16 protein-coding genes are annotated in these 17,045 nt (G+C 71.2%); 7 read left to right on the top strand and 9 right to left on the bottom strand.

Annotated features, from left to right (window positions below):
• Window positions 1–50 precede the first annotated feature (50 nt).
• On the bottom strand, window positions 51–527 hold the full coding sequence (locus tag OG194_RS30795) for a DUF1203 domain-containing protein (protein WP_327404043.1): 477 nt from the start codon (window positions 525–527) through the stop codon (window positions 51–53).
• Between the two features lie 112 nt (window positions 528–639).
• On the opposite strand from OG194_RS30795, the gene pepN reads away from it, so the two are divergent.
• The gene (gene pepN, locus OG194_RS30790; protein WP_327404042.1) at window positions 640–3,243 is read left to right on the top strand and encodes an aminopeptidase N; all 2,604 of its coding nucleotides are present in this window, start codon (window positions 640–642) and stop codon (window positions 3,241–3,243) included.
• 34 nt (window positions 3,244–3,277) lie between these two features.
• On the opposite strand, the gene OG194_RS30785 is transcribed toward pepN, so the two are convergent.
• The 4 genes from OG194_RS30785 to OG194_RS30770 all read right to left on the bottom strand — a co-directional run bounded on the left by OG194_RS30785 (window position 3,278) and on the right by OG194_RS30770 (window position 7,884).
• A complete protein-coding gene (locus tag OG194_RS30785) occupies window positions 3,278–4,600 on the bottom strand; it encodes a M14 family zinc carboxypeptidase (RefSeq protein WP_327404041.1) in 1,323 nt (440 codons plus the stop codon).
• 109 nt (window positions 4,601–4,709) lie between these two features.
• Window positions 4,710–5,483 (bottom strand): SDR family NAD(P)-dependent oxidoreductase, encoded by a 774-nt coding sequence (locus tag OG194_RS30780; protein WP_327404040.1) that lies wholly within the window; start codon window positions 5,481–5,483, stop codon window positions 4,710–4,712.
• 94 nt (window positions 5,484–5,577) lie between these two features.
• Window positions 5,578–6,906 (bottom strand): sigma-70 family RNA polymerase sigma factor, encoded by a 1,329-nt coding sequence (locus OG194_RS30775; protein ID WP_327404039.1) that lies wholly within the window; start codon window positions 6,904–6,906, stop codon window positions 5,578–5,580.
• Between the two features lie 33 nt (window positions 6,907–6,939).
• The gene (locus OG194_RS30770) at window positions 6,940–7,884 is read right to left on the bottom strand and encodes an EamA family transporter (protein WP_327404038.1); all 945 of its coding nucleotides are present in this window, start codon (window positions 7,882–7,884) and stop codon (window positions 6,940–6,942) included.
• Between the two features lie 152 nt (window positions 7,885–8,036).
• On the opposite strand from OG194_RS30770, the gene OG194_RS30765 reads away from it, so the two are divergent.
• Window positions 8,037–8,531 carry a MarR family winged helix-turn-helix transcriptional regulator gene (locus OG194_RS30765; RefSeq protein WP_327404037.1) on the top strand — a complete coding sequence of 165 codons (495 nt, stop codon included), beginning with the start codon at window positions 8,037–8,039 and terminating at the stop codon, window positions 8,529–8,531.
• Between the two features lie 54 nt (window positions 8,532–8,585).
• Here OG194_RS30765 and OG194_RS30760 read toward each other — a convergent pair whose 3' ends face one another.
• Complete coding sequence (locus OG194_RS30760) at window positions 8,586–10,019, bottom strand: FAD-dependent monooxygenase (RefSeq protein WP_327404036.1); 1,434 nt, start codon at window positions 10,017–10,019, stop codon at window positions 8,586–8,588.
• A 99-nt stretch (window positions 10,020–10,118) separates the two neighbouring features.
• Here OG194_RS30760 and OG194_RS30755 point away from each other — a divergent pair, with 99 nt between their 5' ends.
• Complete coding sequence (locus OG194_RS30755) at window positions 10,119–10,703, top strand: TetR/AcrR family transcriptional regulator (RefSeq protein ID WP_327404035.1); 585 nt, start codon at window positions 10,119–10,121, stop codon at window positions 10,701–10,703.
• A gap of 91 nt (window positions 10,704–10,794) precedes the next feature.
• On the opposite strand, the gene OG194_RS30750 is transcribed toward OG194_RS30755, so the two are convergent.
• From OG194_RS30750 to OG194_RS30740, 3 genes are all read right to left on the bottom strand, one after another.
• A complete protein-coding gene (locus OG194_RS30750; protein WP_327404034.1) occupies window positions 10,795–11,073 on the bottom strand; it encodes a hypothetical protein in 279 nt (92 codons plus the stop codon).
• Between the two features lie 66 nt (window positions 11,074–11,139).
• Entirely contained in the window at window positions 11,140–13,266 is a 2,127-nt protein-coding gene (malQ, locus tag OG194_RS30745) for a 4-alpha-glucanotransferase (RefSeq protein WP_327404033.1), read from the bottom strand.
• A complete protein-coding gene (locus OG194_RS30740; RefSeq protein ID WP_327404032.1) occupies window positions 13,267–13,578 on the bottom strand; it encodes a hypothetical protein in 312 nt (103 codons plus the stop codon).
• A 364-nt stretch (window positions 13,579–13,942) separates the two neighbouring features.
• Here OG194_RS30740 and OG194_RS30735 point away from each other — a divergent pair, with 364 nt between their 5' ends.
• The 4 genes from OG194_RS30735 to OG194_RS30720 all read left to right on the top strand — a co-directional run bounded on the left by OG194_RS30735 (window position 13,943) and on the right by OG194_RS30720 (window position 17,008).
• On the top strand, window positions 13,943–14,341 hold the full coding sequence (locus tag OG194_RS30735) for a hypothetical protein (protein WP_327404031.1): 399 nt from the start codon (window positions 13,943–13,945) through the stop codon (window positions 14,339–14,341).
• 218 nt (window positions 14,342–14,559) lie between these two features.
• The gene (locus OG194_RS30730; RefSeq protein ID WP_327404030.1) at window positions 14,560–15,693 is read left to right on the top strand and encodes a hypothetical protein; all 1,134 of its coding nucleotides are present in this window, start codon (window positions 14,560–14,562) and stop codon (window positions 15,691–15,693) included.
• Window positions 15,690–16,268: a hypothetical protein gene (locus tag OG194_RS30725; RefSeq protein ID WP_327404029.1), complete on the top strand. Its 579-nt coding sequence runs from the start codon at window positions 15,690–15,692 to the stop codon at window positions 16,266–16,268. The genes OG194_RS30730 and OG194_RS30725 overlap by 4 nt, the downstream gene beginning before the upstream one ends.
• On the top strand, window positions 16,265–17,008 hold the full coding sequence (locus OG194_RS30720; RefSeq protein ID WP_327404028.1) for an ATP-binding cassette domain-containing protein: 744 nt from the start codon (window positions 16,265–16,267) through the stop codon (window positions 17,006–17,008). The genes OG194_RS30725 and OG194_RS30720 overlap by 4 nt, the downstream gene beginning before the upstream one ends.
• The last annotated feature ends 37 nt before the right edge of the window (window positions 17,009–17,045 follow it).

Here is a 17,045-nt window from a genome sequence, read left to right as displayed (position 1 = left end):
TGGGGCTCCGCCCCGGACCCCGCTCCTCAAACGCCGGAGGGGCTGACCATTCAGCCCGTCCGGCGTACCTCGTAGAAGCAGCAGCCGTACTCCACCGCCCGGACGTGGACGAGAACCACGGACGGATCGGCGAACGCCCGGGCGAAGGCGTCGTCGTCGAGGGTGTCGACCAGCTCGCCGCCCAGGATGTGGCCCTCGGCCGAGTAGCGGCGCAGCACGCGGTGGGCGTTCGCGAAGGGATACCCGGAGCCGGCCGCAGGCCCCGCGCACTCCTCCACGTGGATGAACACCGGGCCCTGTTCGTCGTACGCCCCGGGCTCGGCGCCCGTTTCCGCAGCCCAGCGCCGCAGCGGGGCGTAGGAGACGAGGGCGATCCGCTCACCCGGCTCGCTGCGGCGCAGACAGCAGCGGAGCGGAGCGGCGCCCTCCTCATCGAGTACGGGAACCATTCCGCGCCCCGCGTCGTCAGCAGAGCGCAGCTCCTTCAGGACTGTCGGGTCGATGGGTCGTGGCGTGTACGTCGTCATGGCACCAGGCTCGCGCTCGTCCGCCCCGCTCACCGGCGGGATACGGACATCGCGCTTCCCGCAGCTCCCGTGGAAGGATGGCGCAACCCACACATAACGAGGAGATGACCGCGTGCCTGGCACAAACCTGACTCGCGAAGAGGCGCGGCAGCGGGCAACGCTGCTCACCGTTGACTCGTACGAGATCGATCTCGACCTCTCCGGCGCGCAGGAGGGCGGGACCTACAGGTCCGCGACGACGGTGCGCTTCGATGTGACGGAGGGCGGCACCGAGTCCTTCATCGACCTGGTCGCCCCGGCCGTCCGCGAGGTGACGCTGAACGGCGACCCGCTCGACCCCGACGAGGTCTTCAAGGACTCGCGGATCGCGCTCGCGGGGTTGCTGGAGGGGCCCAACGTCCTGCGCGTCGTCGCCGACTGCGCTTACACCAACACCGGTGAGGGGCTGCACCGGTTCGTCGACCCCGTCGACCAACAAGCCTACCTCTACACCCAGTTCGAGGTGCCGGACGCCCGCCGCGTGTTCGCGGCCTTCGAGCAGCCCGACCTCAAGGCCACCTTCCAGTTCACCGTGAAGGCGCCCTCCGGCTGGACCGTCATCTCCAACTCCCCGACGCCCGAACCCCGGGACGACACCTGGGTGTTCGAGCCGACGCCGCGCCTCTCGACGTACATCACCGCGCTGATCGTCGGGCCGTACCACTCCGTGCACAGCGTGTACGAGAAGGACGGGCAGAGCGTGCCGCTGGGCATCTACTGCCGGCCCTCGCTCGCCGAGTACCTCGACTCGGACGCGATCTTCGAGGTCACGCGGCAGGGATTCGACTGGTTCCAGGAGAAGTTCGCCTACGCGTACCCCTTCAAGAAGTACGACCAGCTGTTCGTCCCGGAGTTCAACGCGGGCGCGATGGAGAACGCGGGCGCGGTGACCATCCGCGACCAGTACGTGTTCCGGTCCAAGGTGACCGACGCCGCGTACGAGGTGCGCGCCGAGACGATCCTGCACGAACTGGCCCACATGTGGTTCGGCGACCTGGTCACCATGGAGTGGTGGAACGACCTGTGGCTGAACGAGTCGTTCGCCACGTACACCTCGATCGCCTGCCAGGCCTACGCCCCCGACTCGCGCTGGCCGCACTCGTGGACCACGTTCGCCAACTCGATGAAGACGTGGGCGTACCGGCAGGACCAACTCCCGTCCACGCACCCGATCATGGCCGAGATCCGTGACCTGGACGACGTCCTCGTCAACTTCGACGGCATCACGTACGCCAAGGGCGCGAGCGTCCTGAAGCAGCTCGTCGCGTACGTCGGCATGGACGAGTTCTTCGCGGGCGTGCAGGCGTACTTCAAGCGCCACGCGTACGGCAACACCCGTCTGTCGGACCTGCTGGGCGCGCTGGAGGAGACCTCCGGGCGTGACCTGAGCACCTGGTCGAAGGCGTGGCTCCAGACGGCCGGCATCAACATCCTGCGCCCGGAGATCGAGACGGACGCGGACGGTGTCATCACCGCCTTCGCGATCCGCCAGGAGGCCCCGGCCCTGCCCGCCGGCGCGAAGGGCACTGCATCTGATGATGCGGCTCCGCCGCGTGGCACTCTCCGCCCGCACCGCATCGCGGTGGGCCTGTACGAACTCGACGAGAACACCGGCAAGTTGGTGCGCGACGAGCGTGTCGAGCTGGACGTGGACGGCGAACTCACCGCCGTACCGCAGCTGGTGGGCAAGCGTCGCCCGGACGTGGTGCTGCTCAACGACGACGACCTGTCGTACGCGAAGGTCCGCCTCGACGAGCAGTCCCTCGCGTTCGTCACCGAGCACCTCGGCGACTTCGAGTCCTCGCTGCCCCGCGCCCTGTGCTGGGCCTCGGCCTGGGACATGACGCGGGACGCCGAACTCGCCACCCGTGACTACCTGTCGCTCGTCCTGTCGGGCATCGGCAAGGAGTCCGACATCGGTGTCGTGCAGTCGCTCCAGCGGCAGGTGAAGCTCGCGATCGAGCTGTACGCCGACCCGGCCGCCCGCGAGGCCCTGCTCACCCGGTGGACGGACGCCACGCTGGCGCACCTGCGTTCCGCCGAGGCCGCGAGCGACCACCAGCTGGCGTGGGCCCGCGCGTTCGCGTCCACAGCCCGCACCCCGGAGCAACTCGACCTGCTGGACGCCCTGTTGGAGGGCACCCAGACGATCGAGGGCCTGGCCGTCGACACCGAGCTGCGCTGGTCGTTCGTCGAACGCCTCGCGTCCGTCGGCCGGTTCGACGAGTCGGAGATCGCCGGCGAGTACGAGCGGGACAGGACGGCCGCCGGTGAGCGCCACGCGGCGACCGCCCGTGCCGCCCGTCCGACCGAGGAGGCGAAGGCGGAGGCCTGGGCGCAGGTCGTCGAGTCCGACAAGCTCCCCAACTCCCTTCAGGAAGCGGTGATCTCGGGCTTCGTCCAGACCGACCAGCGCGAACTCCTGGCGCCGTACACGGAGAAGTACTTCGCGGCGGTCAAGGAGGCCTGGGACACCCGGTCGCACGAGATCGCCCAGCAGATCGCGATCGGCCTCTACCCGTCGATCCAGGTCTCCCAGGACACCCTGGACCGCACGGACACCTGGCTGACGACCGCCGAACCCAACGCGGCCCTGCGCCGCCTGGTCTCGGAGTCCCGCTCGGGCGTCGAGCGCGCGCTGAAGGCCCAGGCGGCGGACGCGGCCGCCGACCACTAGGCAAGACTGCACGGAGGGCGGGTGACCCGGTCGGTCACCCGCCCTCCGTGTACCCACCCTCCGTACGCCCGCCCTCCGCGCACAGCAGCCGGGCGGTGTCGAGCATCGTTCTCAGATGCAGCCCGGTCTGTACGGCCACGGGCACCCAGCGCGGGTCGTAGGACTTGCGCAGTTCCCGGCACCACTCGTGCACCAGGTTCCCGAGGGTCTCGCAGGCGTCGGGGTCGGTGCGGGCGAGGGCGCGGCGCAGCATGGCCGCCGCGCGCAGCGGGACCCGGCGGGCGGAGACGCCCAGGGTCGCGAAGTGGCCCTCGTGCGCGGGGAGTTCCTCGGCGGCCCAGGTGTCGGCGATGGACGGCGAGACGTCGACGAGTTCCAGCCCCGCGTCCCGCAGCGGCCTCAGCTCCTCGGGGACACGGTCCAGCGCCCGCCCGCCGAGTACGGCGGTGAGCTGCCGGGTCCGGTCGAGGAGCAGCTCGCTCACCCGCGCGGTCTCCCCCGCCGGGTCGGCGGCCGGCCTCGGGTCGCCCGTCGCGGCGACGGCCCAGGCGGGCGCCTCGACGAGGGCGGTGAGGGTGCCGTAGCGCCGGGGATGGAGCCAGGTGCTCTCTGCGACGAAGCCGCTCTGGTCGCGTTCGCCCGTGCCCCGGTCCGACGGCAGCACCAGGACGCCGGGCGGTTCCGGGCGCCAGTCGAGGCCGTCGAGGGGGTGATGGACGAGGGGGATCCGCAGCCGGGCCGCGGTGTGCCGGAAGGCGTCGGCGACGCCCGGGACATCCTCGGTCAGCATGACGAAGCCGCCGCCGAACTCGATGCCGTGCAGGGTGAATTGGGCGGCGGGCCGCAGTTCGTCGAGCAGCCGCACCAGCGCCGAGGACTCGGGCAGCGGCTCTCGCCCCTCGCCCCGGGCCGGCATCGACTCGGGCTGGCCGGCGAACTCGGGTCGGTAGAAGGTGTGGTGGCACTCCTCCAGGGACGGCTCCGGTTCCTCCGGCTGCCAGCCCTGCGCGAGGTGCGCTCCGTCCGGGTCGAGGCAGAGCAGGAAGTGCCAGGTGCAGCCGAGCAGTTGGAGGTAGTGCGGTCGGCGCGCGAAGAGCCGTGCCAGGCGGAGCGCGGAGGCCCCGCCCACGGGTTCGTTGGCGTGCGCGCCCGCGACGGTCAGGAACTGCCGGTCCCCGTGCCCGGCCGACAGCAGCCACAACGGACGCCCGGCCCGGCTCTCCCCCACGACGCGCAGGCGCAGCACCCCGGGCGCCCGGGCGACCAACGCGCGGGCCTGCCGCTCCAGTTCGTCGACGCCGGGATACGGCGCGCCCGGGACGAGCGGTGTCCGCGCGCCGGTTCTCCCCTTCGCCACCCTGCCAACTCCCTTTGCCTGTAGGGCTGTTGAACTTCCTCATGGGAGCTCCAGGAGTACGGCGTGTCAAGAGGGACCCCGGGGACGGACGACCCCACCCGGCCCGCCCTCAGCCCGGGAACATCCCGCCCGTGACGTTCACGAACGTGCCCGTGATGCTCGCCGCGTGGTCCGAGGCGAGGAAGACGGCGGTCGCGGTGATCTCCGCGAGGGTGGGGTTGCGGCGGGTCATGCGCAGGCTCGACAGGTGGTCGAGGATGCCCTGGATCGCGGCCTCGTTGAGGTCGGGGTTGACCTTGCCGAGCTTCTCGACGGTCAGGGTCTCGGGGATGCCTGCGGCCCACAGTCCTACGGCGCGCACGCCGCGCGGGCCCAGTTCCATCGCCAGGTTGCGCACGAGGCTGTCGGTCGCCGCGTCGGCGGGGCCGGTGCCGCCCATCATCGGACTGCCGTGCGCGGAACCGCTGTTGAGGGTGAGGACGACGCCGGAGCCGCGTTCGGCCATGCGGCGGGCGGCGGCGCGGGCGGTGATGAAGTTGGCGCGGGTGCCGTTGATCACCGGCGCCAGGAAGGCGTCGACGGGCATGTCGGTGATCGGCAGTCCCTGGACGTCGCCGCGCGAGACGAGGTTGAAGGACACGTCGATGTCGCCGACGCGGGCGAGGTGTTCCGTGACGGCCGTCTCGTCGAGCGCGTCGACGACGGCGACCTCGGCGTCCTTGATGCCGATGCCCTTGATGTCACCTGCCACGGCCTCCAGCGTCTCCAGGGTGCGTCCCACGAGGTGGACGCGGGCTCCCTCGGCGGCGAAGGCGCGGGCGACCGCACCGCCGATCGAGCCGCCGGCGCCGTAGATGACCGCGGTCTTGTCGGTGAGCAGCATGGTGGTTCTCCTTGCGGGTCGTGTGTCGTTCGAGTCGGTCATACAGACGCACGCGGGGTCCACCACTCATCGGTCACCGCTCACCTCTCGTCGGTCACAGCCTCAGCGGCAGTCCGAAGGCCGGGAACAGGTGCGGTTCGAAGGACGTGATCTCCACGATCCGGTCGTCGGCGCCGAAGCGGAGCACGTCGAGGACCTGGGCGCGGTAGACGGTCGTACCGGGGCGACGGACGTAACCCCCGGCCGCGAGCTGCCCGTTGGCGCGGGCGGGAAGGTGACGCCAATGCCCCAGGAACATGGGCGAGTTGGCGTCGAGACTGACACTCAAGAACTCCACGAGCGCATCGCGGCCGGTGAACCAGAACGGGTTCGGCGGCATGGTGAGCGTGACGTCCTCGCTGAGCAGCGCGGCGACCTCGGACAGGTCGAGGCGCTCGGCGGCGGCCATGTACCGCTTGACCAGGGTGCGTTGGTGCTCGGTGGGCTCGTCGGTCGTCCAGTCCGCGCGGCGGCCGGGAAGGCGGTCGCGCAGGGTGGGGCGGGCCCGTTGCAGCGCGCTGTTGACCGAGGCCACGGTCATGTCGAGCGCCTCGCCGGTCTCCACGGCGGTCAGCCCGAGGACGTCCCGCAGCACCAACACCGCGCGTTGGCGCGGCGGGAGATGCTGGACGGCGGCCAGAAAGACCAGTTCGAGGGTCTCGCGGGAGACCGCGGCGGCCTCCGGCTGCTCCTCGGCGGAGGGCAACTCGTCGTCGGGGTACGGCTGTAGCCACGTGATGCGGGCGGGCGGCTCCCCGCCGCCGTGGTTCATGCCGGGCAACGGTTCGTAGCGCTTGGGGCGGCGGGCCGTACGGCGCTGGAAGTCCAGGCAGGCGTTGGTGGCGATGCGGTACAGCCAGGTACGGGCACCGGCCCGCCCCTCGAAGGTGTCCCGGGCCCGCCAGGCCCGCAGGAACGTCTCCTGCACCAGGTCCTCGGCGTCGTCGTACGACCCGGTCATGCGGTAGCAGTGGACCTGGATCTCCCGGCGGTGGGACTCGACGAGGGCCGCGAAGTCGCCTTCGTCGACGGGGACTTGGGGGACGGCAGGGGCTTCCGTGACGGGCGTCCGTGTGACGGATTCCCGGGTCGGCTCCTGGGCGGTGTCCCGCGCCGTCCGCGCCACCCGCCTCAGCCGCGCGACGGACGACGAAAGTTCCGTCACGCCGGAGTAGAAGACGGAAGGCGGCTGCAGCACCAGCTCCTCCACCTGCCGCCCGATCTCCTTGATCAGCCCGTCGACTCCGACCCCGCCACCGCCGCCCTGCCGTTCCCGGTAGGCCTTCTGTCGGCAGGCGGCGGAACAGTACACGGAACGCCGGCCGGTACGGCCCGCCCGTGCGGTGAGCGGCTTGCCACAACTGGGGCAGGAGTCTTCGGCCACGAGCGCCTCCGGCGTTGCGTCACGAGCGATGCGTCACGAGCGTTGCGTTACAGATGTCGCCGCGCGGCGTTGCGTAACGACATTCCCGCGTGACGCTACCTCCCGAACGGGAACAGGAGGCGTACGCGTACCGATCTGCCCGAACACCGTCGCCCCGAACGCCAATGCCATCCCCGCCACCTGCACCGCCGTGAGCGCCTGCCCGAGCGCCGCCCAGCCGACGACGGCCGCGGTCAGCGGGGAGAGCGGGCCGAGGAGGGTGACCTGGGTCGCGGAGAGCCGGCCGATGCCGCGGAACCAGAGCCAGTACGCGATCGCCGTGTTGGCCAGCGCGAGGTACAGGTAACCGCCGACCGCCCGGCCGTCCAGCGCGGGCGGTGCCCCCTCGACCAGGAAGGCGACGGGGGCTATCAGCAGCCCGCCGGCGGTGAGTTGCCACCCGGTGAGGGCCAACGGGCCGACGCCGTCGGGGCGGCCCCACCGCTTGGTCAGCACGGTGCCGGTGGACATCGAGGCGGTGGACGCGAGGGCCGCGAGCACGCCGACCGGGTCGAGCGCACCGGCCGCCTTCAGTACGACGAGACTGACGCCGAAGGCCGCGACGGCACCGGTGAGCACGCTCCGGGCCGTGGGCCGCTGCCCCAGCAGCACCGCCGAGAGGCCTACGACGATCAGCGGCCCGACCGAGCCGACCACCGCCGCCATGCCGCCCGGGAGCCGGTACGCCGACAGGAACAGCAGCGGGAAGAAGGCACCGATGTTCAACGCGCCGAGCACCGTCGCCTTCCACCACCAGGCACCGCGCGGCAGCACCCGGGCGAGCGCGAGGAGCACGAGACCGGCGGGGAGGGCGCGCATCAGGCCGGTGAAGAGGGGGCGGTCGGGCGGGAGGAACTGGGTGGTGACGGCGTAGGTGGTGCCCCAGGAGATGGGGGCGAGGGCGGTGAGGGCGGCCGTCAGGACCGGACGACTGGCCATGGGAGACACCTTCCGAAGTAGGTCACTGGTAACTAGCTTAGCCATAAGCTAGTTACCGTCAAGCCACTGACCGGTGATCCGCTGACCAGTGACCCACTGACCGCTGATCCACTTTCTTGCGACCGACCCACTGACCGGCGGATACTCACCCCATGAACGACAAGGACCCCGTCGACGCGATCGTCGAGCAGTGGGCGGCCGTGCGGCCCGACCTCGACACCGCCGCGATGGAGGTCTTCGGGCGGATCTTCCGGCTGGCCCGGGCCATGGGCGACCGCATGGAGAAGGCGTACGTCCCGCACGGCATCTCGCGCGGCGAGTTCGACGTCCTCGCGACCCTGCGCCGCGCCGACGAGCCCTACACGCTCTCGCCGCGCGAGCTCTCCGCGACCCTGATGCTCACCACCGGCGGCATGACCGGCCGCCTCGACAAACTGGAACGCGCCGGCCTCCTCCGCCGCTCCCCCGACCCGCACGACCGCCGCGGCCTCCAAGTCACCCTGACAGACAAGGGGTTGGCCCTGATCGACGAGGCGGTCGGCTCAGGCCTCGCCACCCAGACAGCGGCCCTCTCCGGCCTCGCCCCCGACCAGGCCGCCCAACTGGCCGATCTGCTCCGGAAGTTGCTGACCTCGACGGAGCGGTAGCCCAACTCCCGCTCCTGACGGCCCCGTTGAACCGCCCGTCTCCTACGGCACCTTTCAGCCGACGTACTCGGCGAGCGCCACGTCGATCTCCTTCCGGTCCGCGGCATCCGCGGCCCACGCCACATACCCATCGGGCCGCACCAGCAACGCCGTACGACGATCGCTCGCCCAGCGCTCCACCGTCAGCCGGTCCTTGCGGGTGTCCTGGTCCTCGTAGGGCTCCGGGGTGATCAGTACGAACCGGCCGCCGCGCAGGGCCTCGTAGAGGCGGCCGTTGTCGGCGAGGGTCACGTCCGGGGCCCGGGTGCCGACGAGGCGGTGGGCGCCTCGGGGTGCCGGGTAGGTGTAGCCGATGCCGGTGAGTTGGCCGAGGGCCTTGCGGCGGGCCGGGGCCACGTGGTCGAGGACCGTGGTGAGGGCCGCGCGCAGGGCGAGGGTCCAGGGGCGTTTGGCCATGGCGAGGCGGACGATGCCGCCGCTGCTGCGGAGGACCGACCTGCCGACGGGGTGGCGCTCGGTCTGGTAGGTGTCGAGGAGGTCCGGGGCCGCGTGGCCGTCGATCACCGCGGCCAGTTTCCAGCCGAGGTTGGCCGCGTCCTGGAGGCCGGTGTTCATGCCCTGGCCGCCGGCCGGTGTGTGGACGTGCGCGGCGTCGCCCGCGAGGAAGACGCGGCCCACCCGGTAGGCGGGCGCCTGGCGTTCGTCGCTGTGGAAGCGGGACATCCAGCGGGCGTCGCGCATCCCGAAGTCACGGCCGAGGGCGAGCCGGGTGATCTCCCTGACCTCGTCGAGGTCGAGGGGCTCGTCGTCGGCGACGTCGTGCGCGCGGTTCCAGCCGATGACCCGGTGGTAGCCGTCACCGAACGGCGCGATGAAGGCGAAGGCGTCGCCGACCGTGGCCACGGTGAGCAGGGTCTCGGGCTTCTCGTCGAGCAGCACGTCCGCGAGGACGACGGAACGGATGACGGAGTGACCGGGGAAGGGCAGCCCGACGGCGTCCCGCACCGCGCTGCGCATCCCGTCGGCGCCCACGACGTACGCGGCACGCAGCGACTCGGCCACCCCGCCCGGCCCACGTACCTCGACGGTCACACCGGCCGCGTCCTGCGACAGCCCGGTCATCTCGGTCTCGTAGCGGAAGTCGACCCCCGCCTCGGCCGCGCGCCGCAGCAGCACCTTCTCCACCTCGTACTGCGGGAGGACGAGGAGGTGGTTGAAGCGGGAGGGGAGAGTGGTCAGGTCGACGGTGAGGCGGCCGAACAGGCGGAGCCGGTCGAGGGGTTGGCCGATGGCCTCCAGTTCGTCGGCGAGGGCGCGGGCGTCGAGTTGCTCCAGGGCGCGGGCGTGCAGGACGAAGGCGCGGGACAGGTTGCTGATCTTCCGCGGGCGCTTCTCCAGCAGGGTGACCGGGACGCCGGCGGCGGCGAGGTCACCGGCCAGGAGCAGTCCGGTGGGGCCGGAGCCGACGACGATGACGGTGCGGTTCACGGTGACCTCCTAGGGTCAACACTTGTTTGCCAACGCTTGTTGGCCAACATAAAACCCGTTCCCTGGACTGTCAACACGTGTTGGCCTACGCTCGTTGGCATGGACGACAGCACCACCGACGGCACCCCCGGCCCCCGCCGCTCCGACGCCACCCGCACCGCCATCCTCGAAGCCGCGCGCGAGCGCTTCGCCACCGATGGCTACGAGCGCGCGACCATCCGCGCCATCGCCAAGGACGCGCGCATCGACCCGTCGATGGTGATGCGCTACTACGGCAACAAGGAGGGCCTGTTCGCGGCGGCCGTCTCCTACGACCTGCGGCTGCCGGACCTGGCCTCGACCCCGCGGGGCGAGGTCGGGCGGGCACTGGTCACGCACTTCCTCGCCATGTGGGAGGAGAACGAGGAGCTGACGGCGATGCTCCGGGTCGGCGCCACGAACAAGGGCGGGGCCGAGCGGATGCAGGGGATCTTCCGGGATCAGCTGATGCCGGTCGCGCGGCAGGCGTGCCCCGACCCGGAGCAGGCGCCGGCGCGTGCCGGGCTGGTCGCCGCCCAGCTCCTGGGGCTCGCGCTCACGCGCTACGTACTGCGCTTCCCGCCGACCGTCGCGCTGGCCCGCGAGGAGATCGTGGCCTGGCTCGGGCCCACCCTCCAGCGCTACCTGACGGCACCGAGCCCGTGACCGGAAGCGGAAGCGGAAGCGGAAGCGGACATGCCGAAGGCGCCCGCCTCACCGCGATGGGTGGTGCGGACGCCTTCCGGAGAACGTGAGGTCAGACCTTGGCGTCGACGGCGGTGCCGGTCCTGCCGGACTTGGCCTTCGGCGCGCGGTCCTTGGACTTGTCCAGCGCCATGACCAGGCCCGCGATGACCGCGAACAGGGCGAGCGGGATCAGGACATAGAGCCCCAGCGTCTCGGCGACACTCAGGCCATGGCCCGGGTCGTCACCGTCGTCGCGGGTGAGCGCGAGCGCGGGGGACGTCATGAGCAGCATCATCAGCGTCGTACCGGCAGCCAGGGCACCGGCGCGCAGGGCGTTCTTCTTGTCCACACCGCAAAAGTAGCGAACGCCCGAACGCGCCGCGCGCCCGGGGGTGCCGTATGGGGCGCACGCCCCTCACGGGCCCTCTTCCTCACCGGCCTCCGTCCCCTCGTCCGACCCCGCCCGCAGCACATCCACCAGCGCGTGCAGCCGCGGCGAGGCGGCCAACTCCTCCAGCGTCACCGGCCGGCCCTCCGCATCGGCGATCGGCAGGCGCCAGTTCGGATACTGGTCCCACGTGCCGGGCAGGTTCTGCGGGCGCCGGTCGCCGACGGTGTCGGGCAGCCAGACGCCGATCATCCGGGCCGGGGTGCGGAGCAGGAAACGGTGGACGGCGTGGATCTCGGCCTCCTCCTCGGACGCGGGACGGCCGCCGCCCGTGGCGTGTTCGTAGAGGCCGAGCCGGGACAGCAGCGCCAGCCACTCCCCCACGTCGGTGGCGGACTCGATCCGTTCCTCCTCCACCGGCCGGGTCAACAGGCCCAGCCGGTCGCGGAGTTCGACGTGTTCGCCGGTGAGCCGGGCCGCGGTGGGCGGCAGGTCGTGGGTGGTGGCGGTGGCCAGGCAGTCGGCCCGCCAGCTCTCCGGCGCGAGCGGACGCCCGTCGCCCTCCCAGTCCCGCTCGAACCACAGCACCGACGTGCCGAGCACCCCCCGCTCCTGCAAGGTCTCGCGGACACCCGGTTCCACGGTCCCGAGGTCCTCGCCGATCACCACCGACCCGGCGCGGGACGCCTCCAGCGCGAGGATCGCGAGCATGACCTCGGCGTCGTAGCGGACGTAGGTGCCTTCCGTGGGCGGGTGCCCCTGCGGGACCCACCAGAGGCGGAACAGGCCCATGACGTGGTCGATGCGGAGGGCGCCGGCGTAGCGGAAGAGCGCGCGGAGCAGGCGGCGGTACGGGGCGTAGCCCGACTCGGCGAGACGGTCGGGGCGCCACGGGGGCAGACCCCAGTCCTGGCCGAGGGAGTTGAAGGCGTCCGGGGGCGCGCCGACCGACATGCCGCCGGCGAAATACTCCTGCTGCGCCCAGGCGTCGGCACCGTCCGGATGCACCCCGACGGCGAGGTCGTGCACGACCCCGATCGGCATGCCCGCGTCCCGCGCGGCCCGCTGGGCGGCGGTGAGCTGGTCGTCGGTGAGCCAGGCGAGGCGGCAGTGGAAGTCGACGCGGTCCATCAACTCGCCCCGGGCGCGGGCGGTTTCGGGTGAGCGCGGGTCGCGCAGGGCGGCCGGCCACTCCCGCCAGTTCGAGCCGTGCACCTCGGCGAGCGCGTACCAGGTGGCGTGGTCCTCCAGCGCCTCGCCCTCGCGGGCGAGGAAGTCGACGTAGGCGGCCCGTCGTCCGGGTCCGAGGGGGACCTCGCGGACGAGTTCCAGCGCCTCCCGCTTCAGCTCCCACACGGCGTCGCGGTCGATCAACGCGCCCTTGTCCAGGACGGATTCACGCAGTCGCCCGGCCTGCGCGAGGAGTCCGCGCAGCTGCTCCCGCTCGCCCTCCTCGACGTAGGCGAACTCGGGGACGTCCTCGACCCGCAGATACACCGGGTCGGGGAAGCGGCGCGAGGACGGCCGGTACGGCGACGGGTCGGTGGGCGCGCCGGGCACGGCCGCGTGCAGGGGGTTGACCTGGACGAACCCGGCCCCGAGCGATCGCCCGGCCCAGGCGGTGAGTTCACCCAGATCACCGAGGTCACCCATGCCCCAGGAGCGCCGCGAGAGCAGCGAATACACCTGCACCATCAGCCCGTACGACCGTTCCGCGGGCGCGGGCAACCGGTCAGGGGCGACGACGAGTTGGGCCTCGGCGCTCCGGCCGTCCGGCGCGGTGGCGGTCAAGTGGTGGACGCCGGGCGGGAGTTGCTCGGCACTCGCCCGCACCTCGCCCTGCTCGGTCTCGATGTGCAGCACGGTGCCCTCGGGCAGCGCGTCGAGCGCTGCGGGCGTACCGCCGTACCGGCCCACGATCGTGGGCGGCAACAGCCGTTCGGCCAGCTCCTGTCGGCGGGCGGCGAGTGCCGCGGCGGTGGCCTGCGGGGTGCTCGCGTCGACGCCGAGGGCGGCCAGCGCGGCGACGACCGCGACGGCCGAGGCGGGGACCGCGCGGTCCGGGGAGGGGCTGTAGGCGGTGGCGACGCCGTGCAGTTCGGCGAGCCGGGACAGGTCCTCGCCGAGGGTGTCGGCAGGCCGGGGTGCGGTCATCTAGGGCCTCGTCGAGTCCGGGTCGGCGAAGGGGGCGACCTCACCGCTCATCGGGTCGCCGATCATGCCGGCCTCGCTGGTGAGCGGTGCGTCCATGGTGGCGGACTCGCTGGTGAGCGGGGTGGCGTCGGCGAGTGGGGGCTCGCTCGTGAGGGGTTCGGCGTCGGCCAGCGGCGGTTCGCTGGTCAGCGGGGTCTCGGCCCAGGCTCCCTCGGAGTCGAGGAAGAACAGGTCGGGTGTGAGGTCGGCGGCCGGCTCCGGGGTGCGTTTGGAGCGGGCCGGGCGCGGAAGCGATGCCGATGCTGCGGCCACGGTGGGCCTCCTTGGTCGTGTCGGGCGTGCGGGCGGGTTACCGCAGCCCTACCCAGTGGGCGCGACGGCAGACATACCGGAAGCGAGACATGTCCCTCTGCTCATTTTGCCCCACTTCAATGCCGTACGGGATGCGGGAGGACGACATATCTGCCGCCAGTACGCATATGGCTGGCTTGAAATCAACCAACCCAAGAAAACATCTAGTTGACCTTCTATGCGCGTCATTGGTACTTTCTTTACCTCAGGGCGGGGGCCCTGAGGCAACGGGGGAACTTGGGGGATTTATGCTTCGCGAGTTCCTTTCCCATGCTTTCACGACGAAAGAACAGGGGAAAAAATGAAGCGCGGTACACGCATATCTGTGATAACCGGTACGGCCGCAGTGGTCACACTCGCCCTGGCGCCCATCGCCGAGGCCAACTGGAGCAGCTCCATCACCGCCGCCAGCGTCGGCTTCGAGTCCCGGCGCTGGTCGGACGAGCTGTACTCCCAGATCACCTTCCACGGCTGCACCACCAGCGGTTCGAAGAGCACCGACGTGCAGATGTGGAACGACATCGCGCTGCAGCCGGACGACGCCTACGACAGCAAGACGTTCACCGCGTGCTTCAACGGCGCTGTCAGCAACGGCGAGTGGACCGACCTGCCGTCCGGCAAGCGGGACTACTACTTCCAGCTCATGAAGATCGGCGGCTCCACCTTCGGCCCGCAGCTGAGCGTCAGCTCGCTCACCATTGACACCACCAAGGCCGACGGCTGAGATTCCAGGTCTGAGGGGTGCCCTCCCGGGGGGCACCCCTGTCCGGCCGACGAACGGTCAAGTGAGACTCAATGAAATTCAGCACCAGCCTGCGCAGCGGCAGTGTGCGATGGGCCGCGCCCGTCATTCTTGTATTGACGTTCCTTTACTACCTCGTAGGAGAGAACGCCCCTCTATCGAGTTATTACCACTACGCACCGAGCATTGTCGCAGCGCCGATGGAGACTCTTTACGCGCTGGCTTACGCGACGGCTGCGGCGCTGTCGTGCTGGGAAAGCGGACGCCTGCGGACCGCCCGGATATGGGCGCTGGCGCCCGCCCGTTCGCGTTACCGGATCGCGGCCAACGTTCTCGCACCCGTGATCGCGCTCTCCTGGGTCGTTCTGCTGCTTCCCCCGGCGATCTCGCTGGCCCGCGCGGCGACGCTGCCCAGCCTCGACAGCCTGCGTCTGCCGCTGGCCGGAATGGTGCTGTGCGTCGCCCACGCCGTCCTCGGCTTCGCCGTCGGCTGCCGGCTCCCCCGCGTGATCGCGACGCCGATCCTGGCGGTCGCCGACTGGGTCACGGTCGCCTTCACCAGGGCGGTGCTGCCGTACTGGCCCCGCCACGTGTCCGGGCAGTTCTCCTCGATCGGTTTCGGAGAGGTGCCGGACCTCGTCACGGTGGCGGTGCCCGTCCTGCTCGCGGGCGGTGTCGCCGTAGGACTGATGATCCTGTGGCTGCCCTTCGGGTGGCGCGTGTTCCGGGTGGCGCTGGCGGCTCTGGTGGCCGTGACCGGTGTCCTCGGGGCGTACCGCACGAGTGTCGACTGGCCGCACACCCCGCCGCTGACCGCCGGGCACGTGGACATGACGTGCACGGGCAGCGCGCCGCGTATGTGCGCGGCGGAGTTCAACGCGCGCTATCTGCCGCAGACCCAGCGCGACACCGCGAAGGTGCTGCGCGTGCTGGACGACGCGGGCGCGATCTCGACCGCACCACGGCTGATCACCGACGGCTATGTCGACGGACGCCACCAGAAGCCGTCCACGGACGCCGTGTGGCGCATGATGCTGACCCCGTCGCTGCCCAGCGGTGACACCGCGTACCAGGTGATGATCCGGGCCCTGCCCTTCCGCTGCAAGCAGGTTCCCGCCCTCGCCGCCCACTCGGCATGGCTGTGGGGCGCCGAGAAGACCGGCCAGGAGAAGGAGTACCTCGAACGCCGGAAGGCGGAGAGCCGCAACCCCGCGGCTCAGAAGCTGGAGAAGCAGGTGCGGGCCGACGTCACCCGTGTCCTCGCCGAACCGCGCGCCGAACAGGCCGAGTGGATCAAGCGCACGCTCGACACCTGTGAGGCGAAAAAGTCGTGACCTGGTGGTTCAAGGCCCGCCGGGGCCACCTCCTGCTGCCCCTCGCCGTGATCGTCTTCGGCGTGGGGCTCTACACGGTGCAGACCAACACCGTGCTGCTGCCGTCGCTCACGGGCAGCCCGCGGATCGCGCTCTCCCTCTTCGTCCCCATCCCCCTGCTGGCCCTCCTGATGGCCTCGCTGGAATCCCGGCTGCCCGCGGCCGAGGTCTCCGGGGTCCGGTCCATGACGCGGCTCGACAACATGCTCGTCACTGTCGTCGTGGCCGTGGCGGTGCTGTGCAGTCTGCTCATCGCCGGCGCACAGGGATCCGCCCAGGCCACAGCGGGGGGCCGCAACGTGCTGTTCCTGACCGGCCTGATGCTGCTGGGCCGGGCCTGGGCAGGTCAGACGGCGGTGATGATCCCGGTCGGCTGGCTGGTCACCGTCGTCCTCGTGGGGTTCCGCGGGAATCTGCCGTACTTCTGGACCGTCATCGCGCTCCCCGCGGACAGCCTGTTCGCGGCAGCCGTCTCCTTGGTGGCCTTCGCCGTCGGCCTTGCCGCCCAGACCCGCTCGTCGAGGAAAACAGCGTGACACTCGAACTCAGCAACTGCACCTACGGCTACCGGCGCTGGAAGCCGCCGGTGCTGCGGAATTTCTCCTACACCCTGCCGGACGGTCTCACCGTCCTGCTCGGTCCCAACGGCGCCGGCAAGTCGACCCTCCTGAAGCTCGCGGCCTCGGTGACCAGCCCGCAGAAGGGCCGCGTGACCCTGGACGGCGAGCCGGCGGGCACCCCGTCGTATCGCCGGACCGTGGCCTGGATGCCGCAGGACATCGTGCCCATGCCCACGCTGACGGCGCGCGAGTACGTCGCCTACATCGGCTGGCTCAAGGGGATGAACCGTACGGACGCCTGGAAGCAGGCCCGCAAGGCCCTGGTGCGCGTCGAGCTGTCCGACAAGGCGGACGCGCGCACGAGCCAGTTGTCCGGCGGCCAGCTGCGGCGCGTCGGTGTCGCCGGGGCACTGGTGCACGGCGCGCGGGTCCTGCTGCTGGACGAGCCCACCGCCGGAATGGACCCGTACCAGCGCCGGGTCTTCCGCGACATCCTGCGCGGACTGACCGGTGACGTACGGGTTCTGCTGTCGACCCACGATGTCGCCGACCTCGCGGAGGAGGCGGACCACGTCACCGTCGTGTACGACGGCTCGGTCCTCCACCACGGGAACACCGACACCTTCCTGACCCACACCCCGCCCGGCACCCTGGAGGGGCGGGCCGCGGAAGCGGCGTACACGGCACTGCTCAGAAGCCGGGGCGTCGCCGCCTGACCCCCTGGCCGTCCCCGTCGCACGACGAACGTACCGT

Source organism: Streptomyces sp. NBC_01288 (assembly GCF_035982055.1).
GTDB lineage: Bacteria > Actinomycetota > Actinomycetes > Streptomycetales > Streptomycetaceae > Streptomyces.
The sequence above is the reverse complement of the archived record's forward strand: the minus strand, read 5'-3'. Positions and strand labels throughout refer to the sequence as shown.